At 38.4% G+C, this 15,101-nt stretch carries 15 protein-coding genes and 1 pseudogene; 8 read left to right on the top strand and 8 right to left on the bottom strand.

Features of this window, described 5'->3' with window-relative positions:
• Window positions 1-215 precede the first annotated feature (215 nt).
• The 5 genes and pseudogenes from PLEUR7319_RS0131915 to PLEUR7319_RS0131935 form a co-directional block, all read right to left on the bottom strand.
• Window positions 216-587: a hypothetical protein gene (locus PLEUR7319_RS0131915; RefSeq protein WP_019509316.1), complete on the bottom strand. Its 372-nt coding sequence runs from the start codon at window positions 585-587 to the stop codon at window positions 216-218.
• Between the two features lie 42 nt (window positions 588-629).
• Window positions 630-2,327, bottom strand: coding sequence for an AarF/ABC1/UbiB kinase family protein (locus PLEUR7319_RS0131920; protein ID WP_026102916.1), 1,698 nt, complete (start codon window positions 2,325-2,327; stop codon window positions 630-632).
• 319 nt (window positions 2,328-2,646) lie between these two features.
• A pseudogene (locus tag PLEUR7319_RS43260) lies at window positions 2,647-2,829 on the bottom strand (ABC transporter ATP-binding protein); the annotation flags it as partial.
• Window positions 2,830-2,906: 77 nt separating this feature from the next.
• The gene (locus PLEUR7319_RS0131930; RefSeq protein WP_019509319.1) at window positions 2,907-4,409 is read right to left on the bottom strand and encodes a TrkH family potassium uptake protein; all 1,503 of its coding nucleotides are present in this window, start codon (window positions 4,407-4,409) and stop codon (window positions 2,907-2,909) included.
• A gap of 33 nt (window positions 4,410-4,442) precedes the next feature.
• Window positions 4,443-5,102, bottom strand: a complete 660-nt coding sequence (locus tag PLEUR7319_RS0131935) for an NAD-binding protein (RefSeq protein ID WP_019509320.1) — start codon at window positions 5,100-5,102, stop codon at window positions 4,443-4,445.
• A gap of 236 nt (window positions 5,103-5,338) precedes the next feature.
• Between PLEUR7319_RS0131935 and PLEUR7319_RS0131940 the strand changes: the two genes are divergently transcribed.
• Both PLEUR7319_RS0131940 and PLEUR7319_RS0131950 read left to right on the top strand, forming a co-directional pair.
• Window positions 5,339-5,851, top strand: coding sequence for a DUF1993 domain-containing protein (locus tag PLEUR7319_RS0131940; protein WP_019509321.1), 513 nt, complete (start codon window positions 5,339-5,341; stop codon window positions 5,849-5,851).
• Between the two features lie 318 nt (window positions 5,852-6,169).
• Complete coding sequence (locus PLEUR7319_RS0131950) at window positions 6,170-6,775, top strand: Uma2 family endonuclease (protein WP_019509322.1); 606 nt, start codon at window positions 6,170-6,172, stop codon at window positions 6,773-6,775.
• Between the two features lie 162 nt (window positions 6,776-6,937).
• Here the strand turns inward: PLEUR7319_RS0131950 and PLEUR7319_RS0131955 are convergent, their stop codons facing one another.
• Window positions 6,938-7,345: a TrkA family potassium uptake protein gene (locus PLEUR7319_RS0131955; RefSeq protein ID WP_019509323.1), complete on the bottom strand. Its 408-nt coding sequence runs from the start codon at window positions 7,343-7,345 to the stop codon at window positions 6,938-6,940.
• 179 nt (window positions 7,346-7,524) lie between these two features.
• Between PLEUR7319_RS0131955 and blaOXA the strand changes: the two genes are divergently transcribed.
• The gene (blaOXA, locus tag PLEUR7319_RS0131960; RefSeq protein ID WP_019509324.1) at window positions 7,525-8,355 is read left to right on the top strand and encodes a class D beta-lactamase; all 831 of its coding nucleotides are present in this window, start codon (window positions 7,525-7,527) and stop codon (window positions 8,353-8,355) included.
• A gap of 252 nt (window positions 8,356-8,607) precedes the next feature.
• Window positions 8,608-9,699 (top strand): DNA topoisomerase IB, encoded by a 1,092-nt coding sequence (locus tag PLEUR7319_RS0131965; RefSeq protein WP_019509325.1) that lies wholly within the window; start codon window positions 8,608-8,610, stop codon window positions 9,697-9,699.
• Here PLEUR7319_RS0131965 and PLEUR7319_RS41060 read toward each other — a convergent pair.
• Together PLEUR7319_RS41060 and PLEUR7319_RS0131970 are read right to left on the bottom strand one after the other, a co-directional pair.
• Window positions 9,689-9,862, bottom strand: a complete 174-nt coding sequence (locus PLEUR7319_RS41060) for a DUF1816 domain-containing protein (RefSeq protein WP_144054408.1) — start codon at window positions 9,860-9,862, stop codon at window positions 9,689-9,691. The two genes, PLEUR7319_RS0131965 and PLEUR7319_RS41060, sit on opposite strands and share 11 nt — an antisense overlap.
• Window positions 9,863-9,912: 50 nt before the next feature.
• Window positions 9,913-10,434: a GNAT family N-acetyltransferase gene (locus tag PLEUR7319_RS0131970; protein ID WP_019509326.1), complete on the bottom strand. Its 522-nt coding sequence runs from the start codon at window positions 10,432-10,434 to the stop codon at window positions 9,913-9,915.
• Window positions 10,435-10,485: 51 nt separating this feature from the next.
• On the opposite strand from PLEUR7319_RS0131970, the gene PLEUR7319_RS0131975 reads away from it, so the two are divergent.
• The 4 genes from PLEUR7319_RS0131975 (at window position 10,486) to PLEUR7319_RS0131990 (ending at window position 15,058) form a co-directional block, all read left to right on the top strand.
• Entirely contained in the window at window positions 10,486-12,504 is a 2,019-nt protein-coding gene (locus tag PLEUR7319_RS0131975) for a cation:proton antiporter (protein ID WP_019509327.1), read from the top strand.
• A gap of 24 nt (window positions 12,505-12,528) precedes the next feature.
• Window positions 12,529-13,794 (top strand): glycosyltransferase, encoded by a 1,266-nt coding sequence (locus tag PLEUR7319_RS0131980; RefSeq protein WP_019509328.1) that lies wholly within the window; start codon window positions 12,529-12,531, stop codon window positions 13,792-13,794.
• A gap of 93 nt (window positions 13,795-13,887) precedes the next feature.
• Window positions 13,888-14,463: a Uma2 family endonuclease gene (locus PLEUR7319_RS0131985; protein WP_019509329.1), complete on the top strand. Its 576-nt coding sequence runs from the start codon at window positions 13,888-13,890 to the stop codon at window positions 14,461-14,463.
• Between the two features lie 10 nt (window positions 14,464-14,473).
• A complete protein-coding gene (locus PLEUR7319_RS0131990) occupies window positions 14,474-15,058 on the top strand; it encodes a Uma2 family endonuclease (RefSeq protein WP_019509330.1) in 585 nt (194 codons plus the stop codon).
• Window positions 15,059-15,101 lie beyond the last annotated feature (43 nt).

Genomic DNA, 15,101 nt, shown 5'->3' on the forward strand with positions numbered 1-15,101 from the left:
GATTTGATAAGTTGATGGTTTAAGTTACTAATTATTTATTACTTTTATTTTTTTTTAATAACTCTCCTTATTTTGACATTCTATGGATTTGGCGACAAGAGTAAATCACGGATTACTCCGTAATATTACGGCAAGGTACCCCATAATTGTTGGTCAATTAGAGATAAGCTTGACCAACAATTATTGTTGTTTAAGCTTATGAGAATTAATCAGAATTAATCCAATTCTAGAGCTTTTGAACCACCCTCTTTGAGCTGTAATAAAACCTCATCTATTTGCTGCCAAAACAGTGAAGCAGTAAACAGGGTTATGAAAAGACCAACTCCATAAGAGGGAATTATTCCAAAACCAAGTATTAAGAGACCGCCACCAAGAAATACCCAGATCCCTAAACAAATTCCCCAATAAGTCATGGTTAGAGCGACATCTTTTACTCTGTCCAACTTAAAAGAGCTTGCCCCTCGGGGATTTTTGTAGGACTCTGCTAACTTATTTTCAATCAGGTTTTTAAATGCCAAGCCACAGGTGATAGAGACAAAGATTCCTAATAAAGCTACTAAAAAAGGGGGTTGGGGTATATAAGACATGAAATTCCAAACTTTCTAGTTTAAATTAATGGCTTTATTACTTTATCTTGAACTAGTAGCAGAGGGAACTATTGCCGCTACACTATCTACAGAAATTTGACGAAAGGTATTAAAAGCCAGATCCAATATTTTTTTCGGTTTGATATCATCTTGAATTAAACTCCAAAGCCGCTGTACTTCGTCAGTATGTAAACGATCGCCTTCAGTCAAAGCAATTAGTAACTGTTGACGCAAATACTTACCTTCTTCTGAGAGAAGATACTGCAATCCCAAGCGGGCAGTGGGTAATAGATCAAAGCTATCATCGGAGCTGGCGATCGCGATCATGTTTTCTAATCTTGACCACTGGAATTTACCATCTTGAATTAAAACATCTAGTAAGCGTCTTCTCAATTGTGGTGATTCCCCTGTCAATAATCTTTGAGACACATATGGATAGGAGACTTCTACAATTTTAAAGTTAGGATTAAGACTTAGGGCTAATCCTTCTTGGGTAATTAAAGAACGAATAATTAAAGCAAATTTTGCCGGTAGGCGGAAGGGATATTCATACATTAATTCGGAAAACTCATCGGTGATGGTTCTGAAATTAAAATCACCAACGCTTGCACCTAAGGCATTACCTAATACTTTTTCTAATGCAGGAATAATCGGTTGAATATTGGTGTCGGGAGTCAAAAAACCCAGATTGACAAAATCTTCGGCTAAACCTTGGTAATCACGATTAATTAATTGAACTACAGCACTGGCGATCGTTTCCTTCATCGACTCATTGAGCTGATCCATCATCCCAAAGTCAATATAGGCCATTCGACCATCTAAAGTGGCAAACAGATTACCAGGATGAGGATCGGCATGAAAAAAACCATATTCTAACAATTGACGTAAGCCTGAAGTAACACCAATTCTAATCAGATTGTCGGCATCTAAACCTGCTGCGGCTAATTTATCTAGATCGGTCAACTTAATACCGTCAATCCACTCTAGAGTTAAAATTCGATTACCGCTATACTGATTGTAGATAACTGGGACTTTTACTTCTGGATCACCGTCAAAATTGAGGGCAAATTTTTCCGCATTCCTAGCTTCGTTGAGATAATCTATCTCTTCAAATAGTTTGGTACCAAACTCATCGACGATTAAGGTTAAGTCATGACCTAAATTTAATGGTAGCCAAGGTTCTATCCAGCCAGCTAGGATTCTCATCAGATACAGGTCGAGGGAGAGCTTTGGTCGTAAATTAGGTCGCTGGACTTTCACCGCGACATCTTCTCCAGTATGTAAAACCGCTTTATATACTTGACCCAGACTAGCTGCGGCGATGGGATTAGGCGAAAATTTATGATAAACTTCGTCGATGGAACGACCTAACTCTGATTCAATAATGTTAAAAGCAATTTGGTTATCAAATGGTGGTAACTGATCCTGAAGCTTAATCAGCTCATCTAGAAAATCTTTACGAATTAGATCTGGTCTGGTAGAAAGTGCCTGTCCGACTTTGATATATGTAGGTCCCAGCTTGGTCAGAATTTGACGTAATTCTCGAGCCCGCTTTGGTTGATTAATCTCTTCTCGATTTGTCCATTTATCCCAGAAAAGGTGCAAAATAAAATTCCCAAATAACCAGATAACAGCAAGCGATCGCCAAATTACCTGCCAAGGTCTGAAGCGATACTGAGAGGCGATTACCTGGGGATCGTAGTGTAGAGAAGAACTAGATTCTAGCTGGGTATAATTCATTTTTTGTTGCTGAACGACAGAGCGTTCAAATAAACCGGTTTCACTCTGGGAAATACCTTGTTGCTGGCGACTCAGGAGATTAGTTGACATTCCTCGCTGATAAATTTTTCGCTAATTAAGATAATGTTCTAACTTTATTAATAATATTAGTATACAAAACTACAATTATTTTAATTTAAAATTATCTTTTACTTTAAGATTTGTCGTAAATAGCTAAAATTTTACTAACTGACATTGTGGAACGGATAATTTAAAACGACAACTAGTAGGCTATCGCCACAGTTAGCATTTCTTCGGGAGTGAGATGAGAATGAACTATTTAGCCGTCTTTAAACCAGACGATTCTTTAGGTTAATTTAGCTACTTCTGGTTCGTGAGTCACCATCACCACGGTTATTCCACTGTCGTGTAATTCAGCAAAAATATCTAATATCTCTCTCGTGGTATGGGAATCTAATGCTCCTGTTGGTTCATCTGCCAACAAGATTAATGGCTCATTTGTGCTTGAAGTTGGAATAAATTTAATACTAATTTCAGAACAAGATAATGTTTATTCGTATAGTCAAATTCTTTTTAACTCTACTTGCCAAAGAAAACAGCAGGCAAATCTTTAAACAAACGAATAATACCTACAAAAACAGTAAAAAACTCCAAACGCCCTAAAAACATACCGACGATTTGTGTCCAGATTAACCCTACAGGTGCATCAGATGAAGTTACGCCAATCGAAAGTCCCACAGTGCTAAGACTGCTGGCATATTCAAATAAGCTATCGGGAAGAGAGTTACCATAAGCTGCGGTAATTATCACACCGACGAAAAATACCAAAAAATATAAGAAGACGAACAGAGCAATAGTGCGAATTTGACTGTCATCCAGAAAACTACGGCGATCGCCCTGCCAATAATCGGGTTCGGTAACGGTATTTTTAGGCTGTAACATTCGTTTCACCTCCCACAACAAAGCTCTATACAGCGCATAGATACGAAACTGTTTGATTCCTCCTGCGGTTGCCCCCGTACCACCACCAATTAGCATTAAAATAATTAAAATAGTCCAGCCCAAACTATTCCAATCGCCATAACCAACAGTGGAAAAACCTGTGGTAGAAAGAGCCGTAATCATCTCAAAAATAGCTACTCTGACGCTTTTCCCCATAGTTTCATAAAGATTAACTGCAACACCGAAAAATACGATTACAGCGCATAACGGTATCACTAAAGCCATCAATCTTACTTCGCCATTACGGACTACAGGTTTAAATTTGCCTCTTAATAAGAAATAGCTAGTTAGAAAATTAAGCGTACCCAGAATCATTAATACAATAGTGACGGCTTCAACGGCAGGGGAATCCCAATAGCCAATAGAATCAGTACGGGTAGAAAAACCACCTGTAGATAAAGCAGCAAACGAATGATTGACCGCATCAAACCATCCCATGCCCGCAAGCCACAGTGCCAAAATTCCGACTACGGCATAACCCGAATAAATACTTAAAACTAATTTAGCCGAGCGCCTGACGTTAGGTGCAAGTTGTTCGCTTCGACCTTCTGCTGAGGTTAATCCTGCCCCCGAAAGCCCAGAAATGGCACTGAGAGCAATAATAGCAAATCCACCACCCCCAGCAAGTTCGATATTACTGCGATAAAGCAAAATAAGACGAGAAGCTTGAGTAACATCTACTACCGATAATCCCGTAGTTGTCCAACCGCTAGTGGATTCAAAGGCTGCTTGGGGAAAGTTTAACCCTTGAATTAGCATAAAAGGAATTGTGCCAAAAGCGATCGCCAATAACCAGGCTAAGACTACAATTACCGAACCTTCTGACAATGAAAGACTAATTACTTTTTTCGGTACCAGAAACCGCCACAATAGGCCACCCACGACAGTCAAAAAAATTCCTGGTAAAGCAAACCCCCAAGCTAAACCAATCTCTTCAGGATAGAAAATTAGTGCTAATAAAGGAGAAAGCATAACTACTCCTGCGATCGCACAGATTAAACCCGTATAGCCCAAAATTGCTCGATAACGCTGACGTAAAAACTGACTGTAGCGATTTGTTTTTTTCCTTTCGAGTAGCATCTTGATTACTGATTACTGATTACTGATTACTGATTATTCATTACAAAGCAAACGCATCAACTGTCCGTAACTCTCTGGTTGACCAATAACAACTAAGCGATCGAGACTTTGTAAGCTGTTTTCGCCACTTGGAACAATCACCTCCCCCTGTCGCAAAATACAGGCAATTAAAGTCCCGTTTGGTAGCTGCAACTCATCTATAGTTTTACCTACCACTGGATTATCTTGTTCTAAAGCAATTTCGGTAACGTTAACTTTCCCTTCTGCTATGGGTAATAAGTTTTGTATGTCACTGGAAGCAGTTTGCTGTTCGATGAGGCTAGCGATAATTTGGGTAGCGGAAAAAGCTACAGTAATACCAAGCTTTTCAAAGATTTGCTGATTTTCAGGATCATTGACTAAAGCAATTGTGCGAGGTACACCATACTCTTTTTGGGCTATTTGACAGGCAATCAGGTTATCCTCATCCTCAGTAGTCAGAGATAAAACCACATCAGCTTGATATGCTCCGGCCTCAGATAGAGTAGCAGGGTCACTACCTTGTCCGTGAATTACTGTTGCCTTTAGCGATCGCGATAAACTCTTCGCCTCTTGATAGTTTTCATTAATAATTGTCGTGTAGTAATTCTTACTGGCAAATTGTTTAGCTAAAAAATAAGCTAGCTTGCTGCCACCAATGAGAATAATTTTCATCTTGGGATATTTCTTAGTAATGTTAACTATTCTATTGAATATTAGTGACCGAGCAGTTTTTTTCTCTGGCTATAATTGCTGCCGAAGTACGATCGCATATGTAAATTTATATCCAATAAAGTAATTCTTCTTAGGAAACTTGCGTTAATTTAAGAGTGTTTATGGGCATTCTAAAACTTGAAACGTTATATGAAACAAGACTAATAACTTAGAATTAAGTCTTGAGGGAATGCAAAATGCAAAATCAGAATATAGATTCGCTCCGAACCCTCTTCCAAAGTCGTTTAGCAACTCTCGAGCATCTTTTGAAGTTAGCTCAGACTCATTTTGTTGATGATGAGTCATTCCTTCAAAAGCGTATTGCAACTGATATGTTTCCTTTCGGTACACAGATTGCTTTCACTTGCAATCAACCACGTAACTTCGCTCTCTGGTGTGATGGCCAACCTGCAAATAATCTAGATCCAGAGGTTATATCTCTCGCACAAGCATACGAGCACATAGCAAACACCAATGAACTTCTTTTGGGCATTAATATCAAAGATGAAAAGCTAGCTGAGGTCACGCGCATTGACTTAGGCGAGAGTCTTTACGTCGAGCTATCTGGTAGCGATTATGTGAACGAATTTTTAATTCCCAACTTTTACTTCCATATGGTCACGGCTTACGACATTCTTCGCATGATTGGCATACCAATTGGAAAACGAGATTATATGATGCACCTAGTACCATTAGTCAAAAAAGAATGAAGCCTGACTATTGCTCTGCTTCCCGATGGTTGTATTGCCCCTCACGATCATCCTGAGGTTCAATCATTAGTAAAGCGGCAGAGCCGCAGCTATAAGCTATAAGCTGTAAGCTGTAAGCCAATTAGAAGAGGCTTTAACCTCTCCTAATTGTAGACCACCAAACTTCGTTTGCTGGGGGCATTAAACCCGATAGCTATAAGCTGTTAGCCGTTTACAAAGCGTAAACTTTAGAGCTTAAAGCTTAAGGCTTAGAGCTTAAAGCTTTTTAAGGTAAATATTTACTAAAAATATTTTTTTTAAAAGTACAATGCGATCGCTATGGTTCAATTAGTCAGACAAACCCTGAGTTTTGATGAATTTAATCTTCGCTATGGAGACGATAGTCGCTATGAGTTAATTGACGGAGAATTAATTGAGATGGAACCGACTGGACTACACGAACAGGTTGCTGCTTTTATCAGTCGCAAGTTGAACGTCGAAATTGATCGCTCCAGTCTCGATTATTTTATTCCTCATCGTTGTCTAATAAAACTATTAGGAACAGAAACTGCATTCCGTCCCGACATTATTGTTTTAGAGCGAACTCAGTTAGAAAACGAACCTTTGTGGCAACAAGAACCAATAATTACTTTTGGTAGTTCGATTAAGCTAGTTATAGAAGTAGTTAGTACTAATTGGCAGAACGATTATGCTCGTAAGTTTGAAGATTATGCTGTACTAGATATTCCTGAATATTGGATCGTAGATTATTTAGGTGTTGGAGGTAGAGAGTATCTCGGTAAACCTAAACAACCTACTATCACTATTTGTACTTTAGAGAATGAGGAATATCAAAGACACTTATTTCGAGATAGTAAGCTTCTCGTATCTCCTACTTTTCCAGAATTACAACTTACTCCAAAACAAATTTTTGATTTTGTATAAATTTAGATTGCCTAGATCGCGATCACTTTATTACCCGAATTGTTTGAGGACATTCTCAAAAATTTCGCTGGCAGTTATTTCTCAATAACTCTCCCGTTCAAGCTTTAATGGAACACCTACAGGATGTTGACCTCCATATTATCGCTAACGAAAAATAGGCGATTAGCTAGGAAGATTAGCCATAAAAGCATCAGCAGAAAGTTTTGTTGGGCTGATGGTAGCAATTCCAAAGTCACGATAAATCTTTTCTCTAGCAGGGTCAAAAACTCGCGCTAAGACAGTAGAAATTTGAAAGATATTTTTTGCTACCTGTGCCACCATCAAATTAATATTGTCTTTGTCAGTAACGGCAAGTAAACAGTCTGCTTGATCCGCTTTGGCACTGCGTAATATTTCGATTTCGGAAGCATCACCAGTAATCTGAAATCCGCTAAAATCACCACTCAAATTATTAAACGAATTCTCATAAGGATCGATTACCACTACGCTATTACCCTGACTGCTGAGGCGAGAAGCTAAAATTGACCCCAAACGCCCACACCCTACTACCACTATGTATTGAGATGTCATTGAAAATAAACTGGTTAAAAAAAAAGATTACAGCCAAAGCTTAAATAATTTATCAAATGTTAGCAGTAGCGACTAAAAAATAGATCGGCTTAGAGATATATATTTGAATTAAAGGCAAAGCGAATATCATTGACAGCTTGTCTCAATACTGGCAAGCATTTTATTTATTAAGCCATATCATGAAAAAAAACCTGAATTTATTACTGCTAGTGATTTTAATGGTATTCTCTAGCTGGTTTACACTAGAACACCATGTTTATTCACAAACTACACCACAGATAGAGCAAACAGTAAATTTTAAACAGCATTTTGATGATTTGGGGGTCAATGGTTCGATTATCATTTACGCTCTCGATCTCGATAATTTTTATCAACACAATCCCAGTCGCAATAATACTGCTTTTCTTCCTGCTTCAACTTACAAAATTCCTAACTCTTTGATAGCTTTGGAAACTAAAGTAATCAAAGATGATGTCGATGTTCTAACTTGGGATGGAATTGAAAGAAGTTTTAATGGTTCTCCCATTGCTAAATGGAATCAAGATCTAAATCTCCGTCTAGCTTTTAAATATTCAGCAGTTTGGTTTTATCAGGTACTTGCTCGTAGAATTGGTCATCAAAGAATGCAGGATTTTGTAGCTCAAATTGAATATGGCAATCAAAACATTGGAAACAAAGAAGATATTGATCGCTTTTGGCTGGAAGGAGAATTAAGAATTACCCCCAAACAGCAAATTACTTTTCTTCGTCGTCTCTATCAAAACGATCTGCCTTTTTCTCAACGAACTATCGATTTAGTAAAAGATATTGCGATCGCCGAACAGACACCTAATTACATACTTCGGGGAAAAACGGGATTAACATCAGAAATAGGTTGGTACGTAGGCTACTTAGAACAAAATGATAATGTCTATTTCTTCGCTACAAATGTCGATCCTAATTCTGAAGATGCCATCGCAGCGAGGTTAGAAGTTACTAAACTGTGTTTACAAGACTTGGGATTGCTTTGATTGTACCCTAATGAAAATATCTCAAGTAGATGAAAATATAGAAAATTGGGAATTTAGCACTCGGCGATCGCTTTTTAAAATCAGTCTTAAAGAAGAGGCACAAAACTAATAAACAATAGAAAATCTAGATTAATTAGAACACAATCCTATAAACAGTAGGCAGTGAAAACCTATCAATTAAAATTGAAAGCCTAGAGCTTGAAGAGTTAGTTTCCAGTCCATAATCAACTAAGATTCAGTAATTTTCAAGAGATGTTAGCGGTAGAAAAGATCGTTGAGCGCAAGTTTGAAGAAATATTAGATTTAGAGCCACAAGAGTCGGCTAAAGTTGCTGGTTTATGTTATGTCAGAGCGGATGATTTGCTCATAGTCAGAAAAAAAGTTGGTCGTGGTTTTAGTTATATTGATGCCAATGGCGATCGCATTGCTGATGAAGCAGAATTAGACCGTCTCAAGTCTTTAACCATACCACCGGCTCTAACTGATGTTAGACTTTGTCATTTACCCGACGGACATCTCCAAGCTACGGGAAGAGATGCTAAAAGACGCAAACAGTACTTTTATCATCCTCAATGGCGTAAGATTCGCTCCCAGCATAAGTTTAATCGAATGTTATTATTCGGTGCCCATTTGCCTGCGATTAGAGAAACTACTGACCAACATTTACGCAAGCATGGCTTACCTAGAGAAAAAGTTTTAGCAGCAGTAGTACAGCTATTAGAAACTACTTTGATTAGGGTGGGTAACAATCGCTATGCCAAGAAAAATAGTTCTTTTGGCTTAACTACCTTACGAGATCGCCACGTAGAAATCAAAGACAGCAAGGTGAAATTTGAATTTCGGGGCAAAAGTGGTGTCGACCATGAAATAGAACTAAATGACCGTAGGCTAGCCAATGTTATCAAGCAATGCCAGGAAATTCCTGGCTATGAAGTTTTTAAATATTACGATGAGTCTGGCGATCGCCAATTTGTTGATTCGGAGGACGTTAACGAATATCTACAAACCATAACAACTAAAGATTTTACTGCCAAAGATTTTCGCACCTGGGCAGGAACTTTACTGGCAGCGATCGAGTTAAATGATTTGGGTGGATATGATTCTGAACCACAAGCACAAAAAAACGTAACTCAAGCAATTAAAAATGTGGCACAACAATTAGGAAATCGCCCTGCAACCTGCCGTAAATATTATGTTCATCCAGCTATTATTGCAGCTTACAATAACAAATCCTTATTAGATTTAATGTCTCAGACAGAAAACTTTAAATCAGCAGCCAACGGACTAAATCCTGAGGAAATAGTAATTCTGGAAATTATTAAAGAAGCTCTTCCTATTGCCTAATCGTAAGCTTTATTGGCAAAGAACGTTTTATCTTCACGCTAATTTTCATCGCTTTTCCTGCAATCAAGTCTTCGATGTAGCCATACTGTACCTGTCTAGCTTCTTCTTTGATACGGCATTGACACAAGTTTTTCTCGATCTCGATTAAATTAACTTTAGTCAATGCTTACCAATAGTGTTAATGAAAATATAAACTTTTGTAGATTCTATTAGTCACCAATTTTCAACTGTTAAAGCCCACCGTTCATGATCTCGCCATTCTCCATTAATTTTCAAATATCGTTGAGAAAAACCTTCTTTTCGAAAACCCAATCGTTTTACTAAGTTAATCGATCTCTTATTTTCTGGCTGAATGTTGGCTTCAACTCTATGTAGTTTAAGAGTATTAAAAGCATAGTCAATTACCAAGTGCACTCCCTCTGACATTAATGCTTGACCTGCGAAATCTACATCAACGTAATAACTAAGATAGGCATTTTGAAAATTTCCATAGAAAATTTGACTAAGGTTAACTACTCCAATAATTTTACTTGTATCTAAATGACAAACCACTAATCCTTCAACATCATTATTTTGACACCGATTAATATACTTTTTACACTCATGCTCGCTAGATTCAGCATGAATAACCCAAGGAAAATGGAATTGTTTGCTTCTAAAAATGAGCGAGTGCAATTCCTGGCAATCTTCCATAGTTGGTTTTCTAATACATACTCGAAGTTTAGATTCTGTCATCAGTATCCTGGATGGTTAAGATAAATGGAATAATTTCATCCCAAAATCATCATGCCAATCTTTGCCTTGTTGTCGTTTAAGCCAATTAACGACCCAGTAGCAGTATTTTTGCTGATTTTGGCAATTATGCTGGTTGCTCCTCTACTGTTCGAGCGATTAAATCTTCCTGGTATTGTAGGCTTAATTTTAGCTGGTGTTATCGTTGGTCCTGAAGGATTGGGATTGTTAGAAAGAGATGAGAATATTATTCTTCTGGGTACGGTAGGTCTGCTGTTTTTAATGTTTATGGCAGGATTAGAAACTAGCCTGGATGACTTTAAAAAAAACGGGGATAAGGCAATTATCTTTGGTTTGGCTACTTTTATTGCCCCAATGATCCTGGGTACGGCAGCGATGATGGCGTTGGGCTATGGTTTTTTAGCTGCGGTGTTGGTAGCTTCTTGTTTTGCTTCCCATACTCTATTAGCTTTACCCGTGTTAAATAAACTGGGTATTATGCGCATTCCTGCAGTAAATATTACCTTAGGTGCGACTCTAATTACTAATGTTATCGCCTTGTTGGTGCTAGCAGTAGTTGTCAAAGCCCATGGTGGTAATTTAACTCTAGGCTTTTGGTTATTTCTGATTCCGGCTCTGACTATTTATACCTTCGCTACCTTGTGGGGTATACCTATCATTGGACGGTGGTTTTTCCGTAAATTTGGACATGATGAGAGTGCAGAATTTATTTTTGTCTTGGCGACTTTATTTGTCGTTTCTTACGTCGCCAGCTTAATTGAAGTAGAGCCAATTATTGGTGCGTTTTTAGCAGGAATTGCCTTAACACCTCTAATTCCTCAATTGAGTCCTTTGATGAATCGGATTCAGTTTATTGGCAATACTTTGTTTGTGCCGTTTTTTCTGATTTCAGTCGGGATGCTGATCGATCCTCTGATTTTGATTCACGAACCCAAATCCTTATTAATTGCTGCGGTAATGATTATTGCTGAATTAGTAAGTAAGTTTGTTGCTGCATGGGGAACGGGAAAATGGTTAGGATACAAATTTCCTAGCGTAATGGTGATGTTTGGCTTAAGCATTGCCCAAGCTGCATCTACCTTAGCTGCTGCTACCGTTGCTTATGAAATTGAATTAATCGATCGCACTACGGTAAACGGAATAGTAGCATTGATTCTTTTCACCTGTGTAGTTTCCCCTCTAATTACGGAAAAATGGGGACAAAACGTCAATTCCACGACCGACAATCAAAATACTATACCAGATACCGCTTGTCTATTAGCCCAGCGGGTATTAGTTCCTGTAGCCAACCCTAGTAATGAAAATAATCTCTTAAATTTAGCTCTAATTCTCTCTAAAGCTGTTGATGGTATACTATTACCCCTCCATGTATTGTGCGATCGCCTTCAACCCGTCAATGCAGAAGCTATTAGTCAACAGATTCAATTATTGGCAGCAGCAGAAAAAATAGCTCATAGTGCCAATGCTGAGGTAGAAACCGTTGGTAGAGTAGATGATGAAATAGATCGTGGTATTGTTCGTACGGCAGTAGAACGTAAAGCCAGTTTAATTATCTGTGGTTGGAAAGGCTTTTCTACTTACCAAGAAAACTTTTTTGGTGGCGTACTCGATAATGTAGCAGCTAAAGCGATTGTTCCTGTATTAATTGCTCGTTTTACGCAACCAATAGCTAATACCGCGCGTATTTTTTTGGCTGTCACTAAAAGACAAGCTTTATCAGCCGAATTCAACTCTACCCTAGATATGGCTAAAGTTTTAGCCTCAGAGTTAAAAGCAAGCTTACAAGTTTCGATTGTAATTAGCAAAAAACAAGCTCAACTTTCTACTGTTGAATTGGGAGAACTAGGTAAAGATGTATTTATCGCTCAATTACAAGGTAATTTTGTTAAACAAGTATGTGGTAATATTCATCGCAACGATTTAGTGATTTTAGCCACCAATACATCCAACCAAAGAACTAATAGTAAATCGGCAGTTGGTAAGCTAGCAGAATCAGTTGCCCGTTCTCAGGCTACTACTTCTGTTTTAGTGATTCATTTTCCCAATAATTAATCGATAATCTTTGAGATTAGAAACATGAGTCGAATTGTTATAACTACAATTGGTTCTTTAGGCGATCTTCATCCCAAGATTGCGATCGCTCTCGAACTAAGAAAGCGCGGACACGATCTGGTATTTACAACTCATAAAGAGTATCGAAATAAAATCGAAGCTTTAGGATTTGAGTTTAATCCGATGCGTCCTGATAATAATGCTCTTAGCGATCCACAAGAAATGGCGCGAATGATGGATCTTAAAACGGGTATTGAGTATACAGCCCGCAACTGGATCTGCGCCAGCTTACGAGACACTTATATTGATTTAAAGAATAGTGCCAAAGATGCAGACTTGATCATTGCTGGAGAAGGGGTTTTAGCAGCAAGATTGGTTGCAGAAAAATTGGAAATTCCTTGGGTTTCGGTTGTCCTACAGCCTATTTCTTTTTTTTCTCCTTACGATCCCCCTGTTATCCCTGTATTTCCATTTTTATCTAGGCAACGTGGATTAGGTTACATCGCTAGTAAAGGTATTATTGAACTATCCAAAATAATGACTAGATCTTGGGTAAAACCTGTTCATCAACTGCGACGAGAGCTTAAATTACCCGCCCTTGTAGGCAATCCCTTTATAGATGATAAATACTCTCCCTATCTCGTACTGGCTATGTTTTCTCCAATCCTAGCCAAACCACAACCTGATTGGGCTAAAAACACTGTTATTACAGGGTTTGCATTTTATGATGATACACAAGCTGGAGTAGAACTTACACCAGAACTCAATCAATTTTTAGATGCGGGTGAATCACCTCTTGTTTTTACTCTTGGTTCAGCAGCAGTAATAACTCCAGGTAATTTTTATCAGGAAAGTATTAGAGCGAGCAAAATATTAAACCGTCGTGCTGTGCTGTTAATCGGCAAAAACATTCCGCCAGACAATCTTACTCAAGATATCATTGCAGTGAACTATGCCCCCTATTCACAAATTTTTCCTCGTGCTTGTGCGATTGTACATCAAGGAGGTATCGGTACAACGGCTCAAGCACTAAAAGCTAGTCGTCCAACATTAATTATGCCTTACAGTCACGACCAGCCTGATAATGCCGCACGAGTCGAACGCCTGGGAACTTCACTTACTATCTCTCGTAAGCAATATTCGGCAACACGAGTAGCTAATTTGTTGGGCGAACTGTTAGAAAATCCTAACTATGCAGCTAGAGCAGCCAGCATTGGAGAAATCATCAAACAGGAAGATGGAGTTAGGATGGGGTGCGACGCGATCGAAAAGCAGCTACAAGTCCTCTAGTAGCAAATCAAAAACCCAACTTATAATATTTTGATAAATTACAAATGACTACGTATATGCGTGTAAGCCCTTTGTCAAAGGAGGATAAATGAAATGACTTATACCATTAGTGTTAAAGCCTTTACTGATTCAATTAGCGATCGCACCTTAGAGCAACTATGTCGAGAAAACCCCGATTTGAGATTTGAAACTGATGCCAAGGGAAAACTAATTATTATGTCCCCTACAGCAAGTGAAAGCGGAAAGCGCAATGGAGATTTATTGATTCAAGTAGGAATTTGGAATCGTCGCACTAAACTTGGAGTGGTCTTTGATTCTTCTACAGGCTTCAAATTGTCTAATGGTGCGACGCGGTCGCCTGATGTTAGTTGGATTGCGATTGAACGCTGGGATAGTTTAAGCGACAAGCAAAAAAGAGGCTTTGCACCGATAGATCCTGATTTTGTCATTGAACTAATGTCCCCTACGGATGATTTGGCAATAACCCAAAATAAAATGTCAGAATACATCAACTGTGGGGTCAAGCTTGGCTGGTTAATCAATCCCGATGAAAAACAAGTAGAAATTTATCGCCTTGGTAAAGAAAAGCAAGTAGCTATCAATCCTAGTAATTTGTCTGGTGAAGATGTCTTACCGGAATTGACTGTAGATCTATCTGATATTTTCTAGATTATTGAAAATGACTTACACCATTAATGTTAAAGCTTTCACCGAGAAAATCAGCGATCGCGCCTTGGAACAACTATGTCGAGAAAACCCCGATCTGAGATTTGAAACTGATGCCAAGGGAAAATTGATTATTATGTCCCCTATAGGAAGTGAAAGTGGTAAAAGAAATTCCAGTTTAGTTGCGCAAGTTTGGTATTGGAATCGTCAATCTAAGTTAGGTGTAGTCTTTGATTCTTCTACAGGCTTCAAATTGTCTAATGGTGCGACGCGGTCGCCTGATGTTAGTTGGATTGCGATTGAACGCTGGGATAGTTTAAGCGACAAGCAAAAAAGAGGCTTTGCACCGATAGATCCTGATTTTGTCATTGAACTAATGTCCCCTACGGATGATTTGGCAACAACCCAAAATAAAATGTCAGAATACATTAACTGTGGGGTCAAGCTTGGCTGGTTAATCAATCCCGATGAAAAACAAGTAGAAATTTATCGCCTTGAAAAAGACAAGCAAGTAGTTATCAATCCTAGTAGCTTATCGAGTGAAGACATACTACCAGGATTAACTATGGATTTCTCCGATATCTTCTCAACAGATTAACTAATGTTTATTGTTTAGTTCCTCATACTTCATCCCTCATCCC

It is taken from the genome of Pleurocapsa sp. PCC 7319 (assembly GCF_000332195.1).
Classification (GTDB): Bacteria; Cyanobacteriota; Cyanobacteriia; order Cyanobacteriales; family Xenococcaceae; genus Waterburya.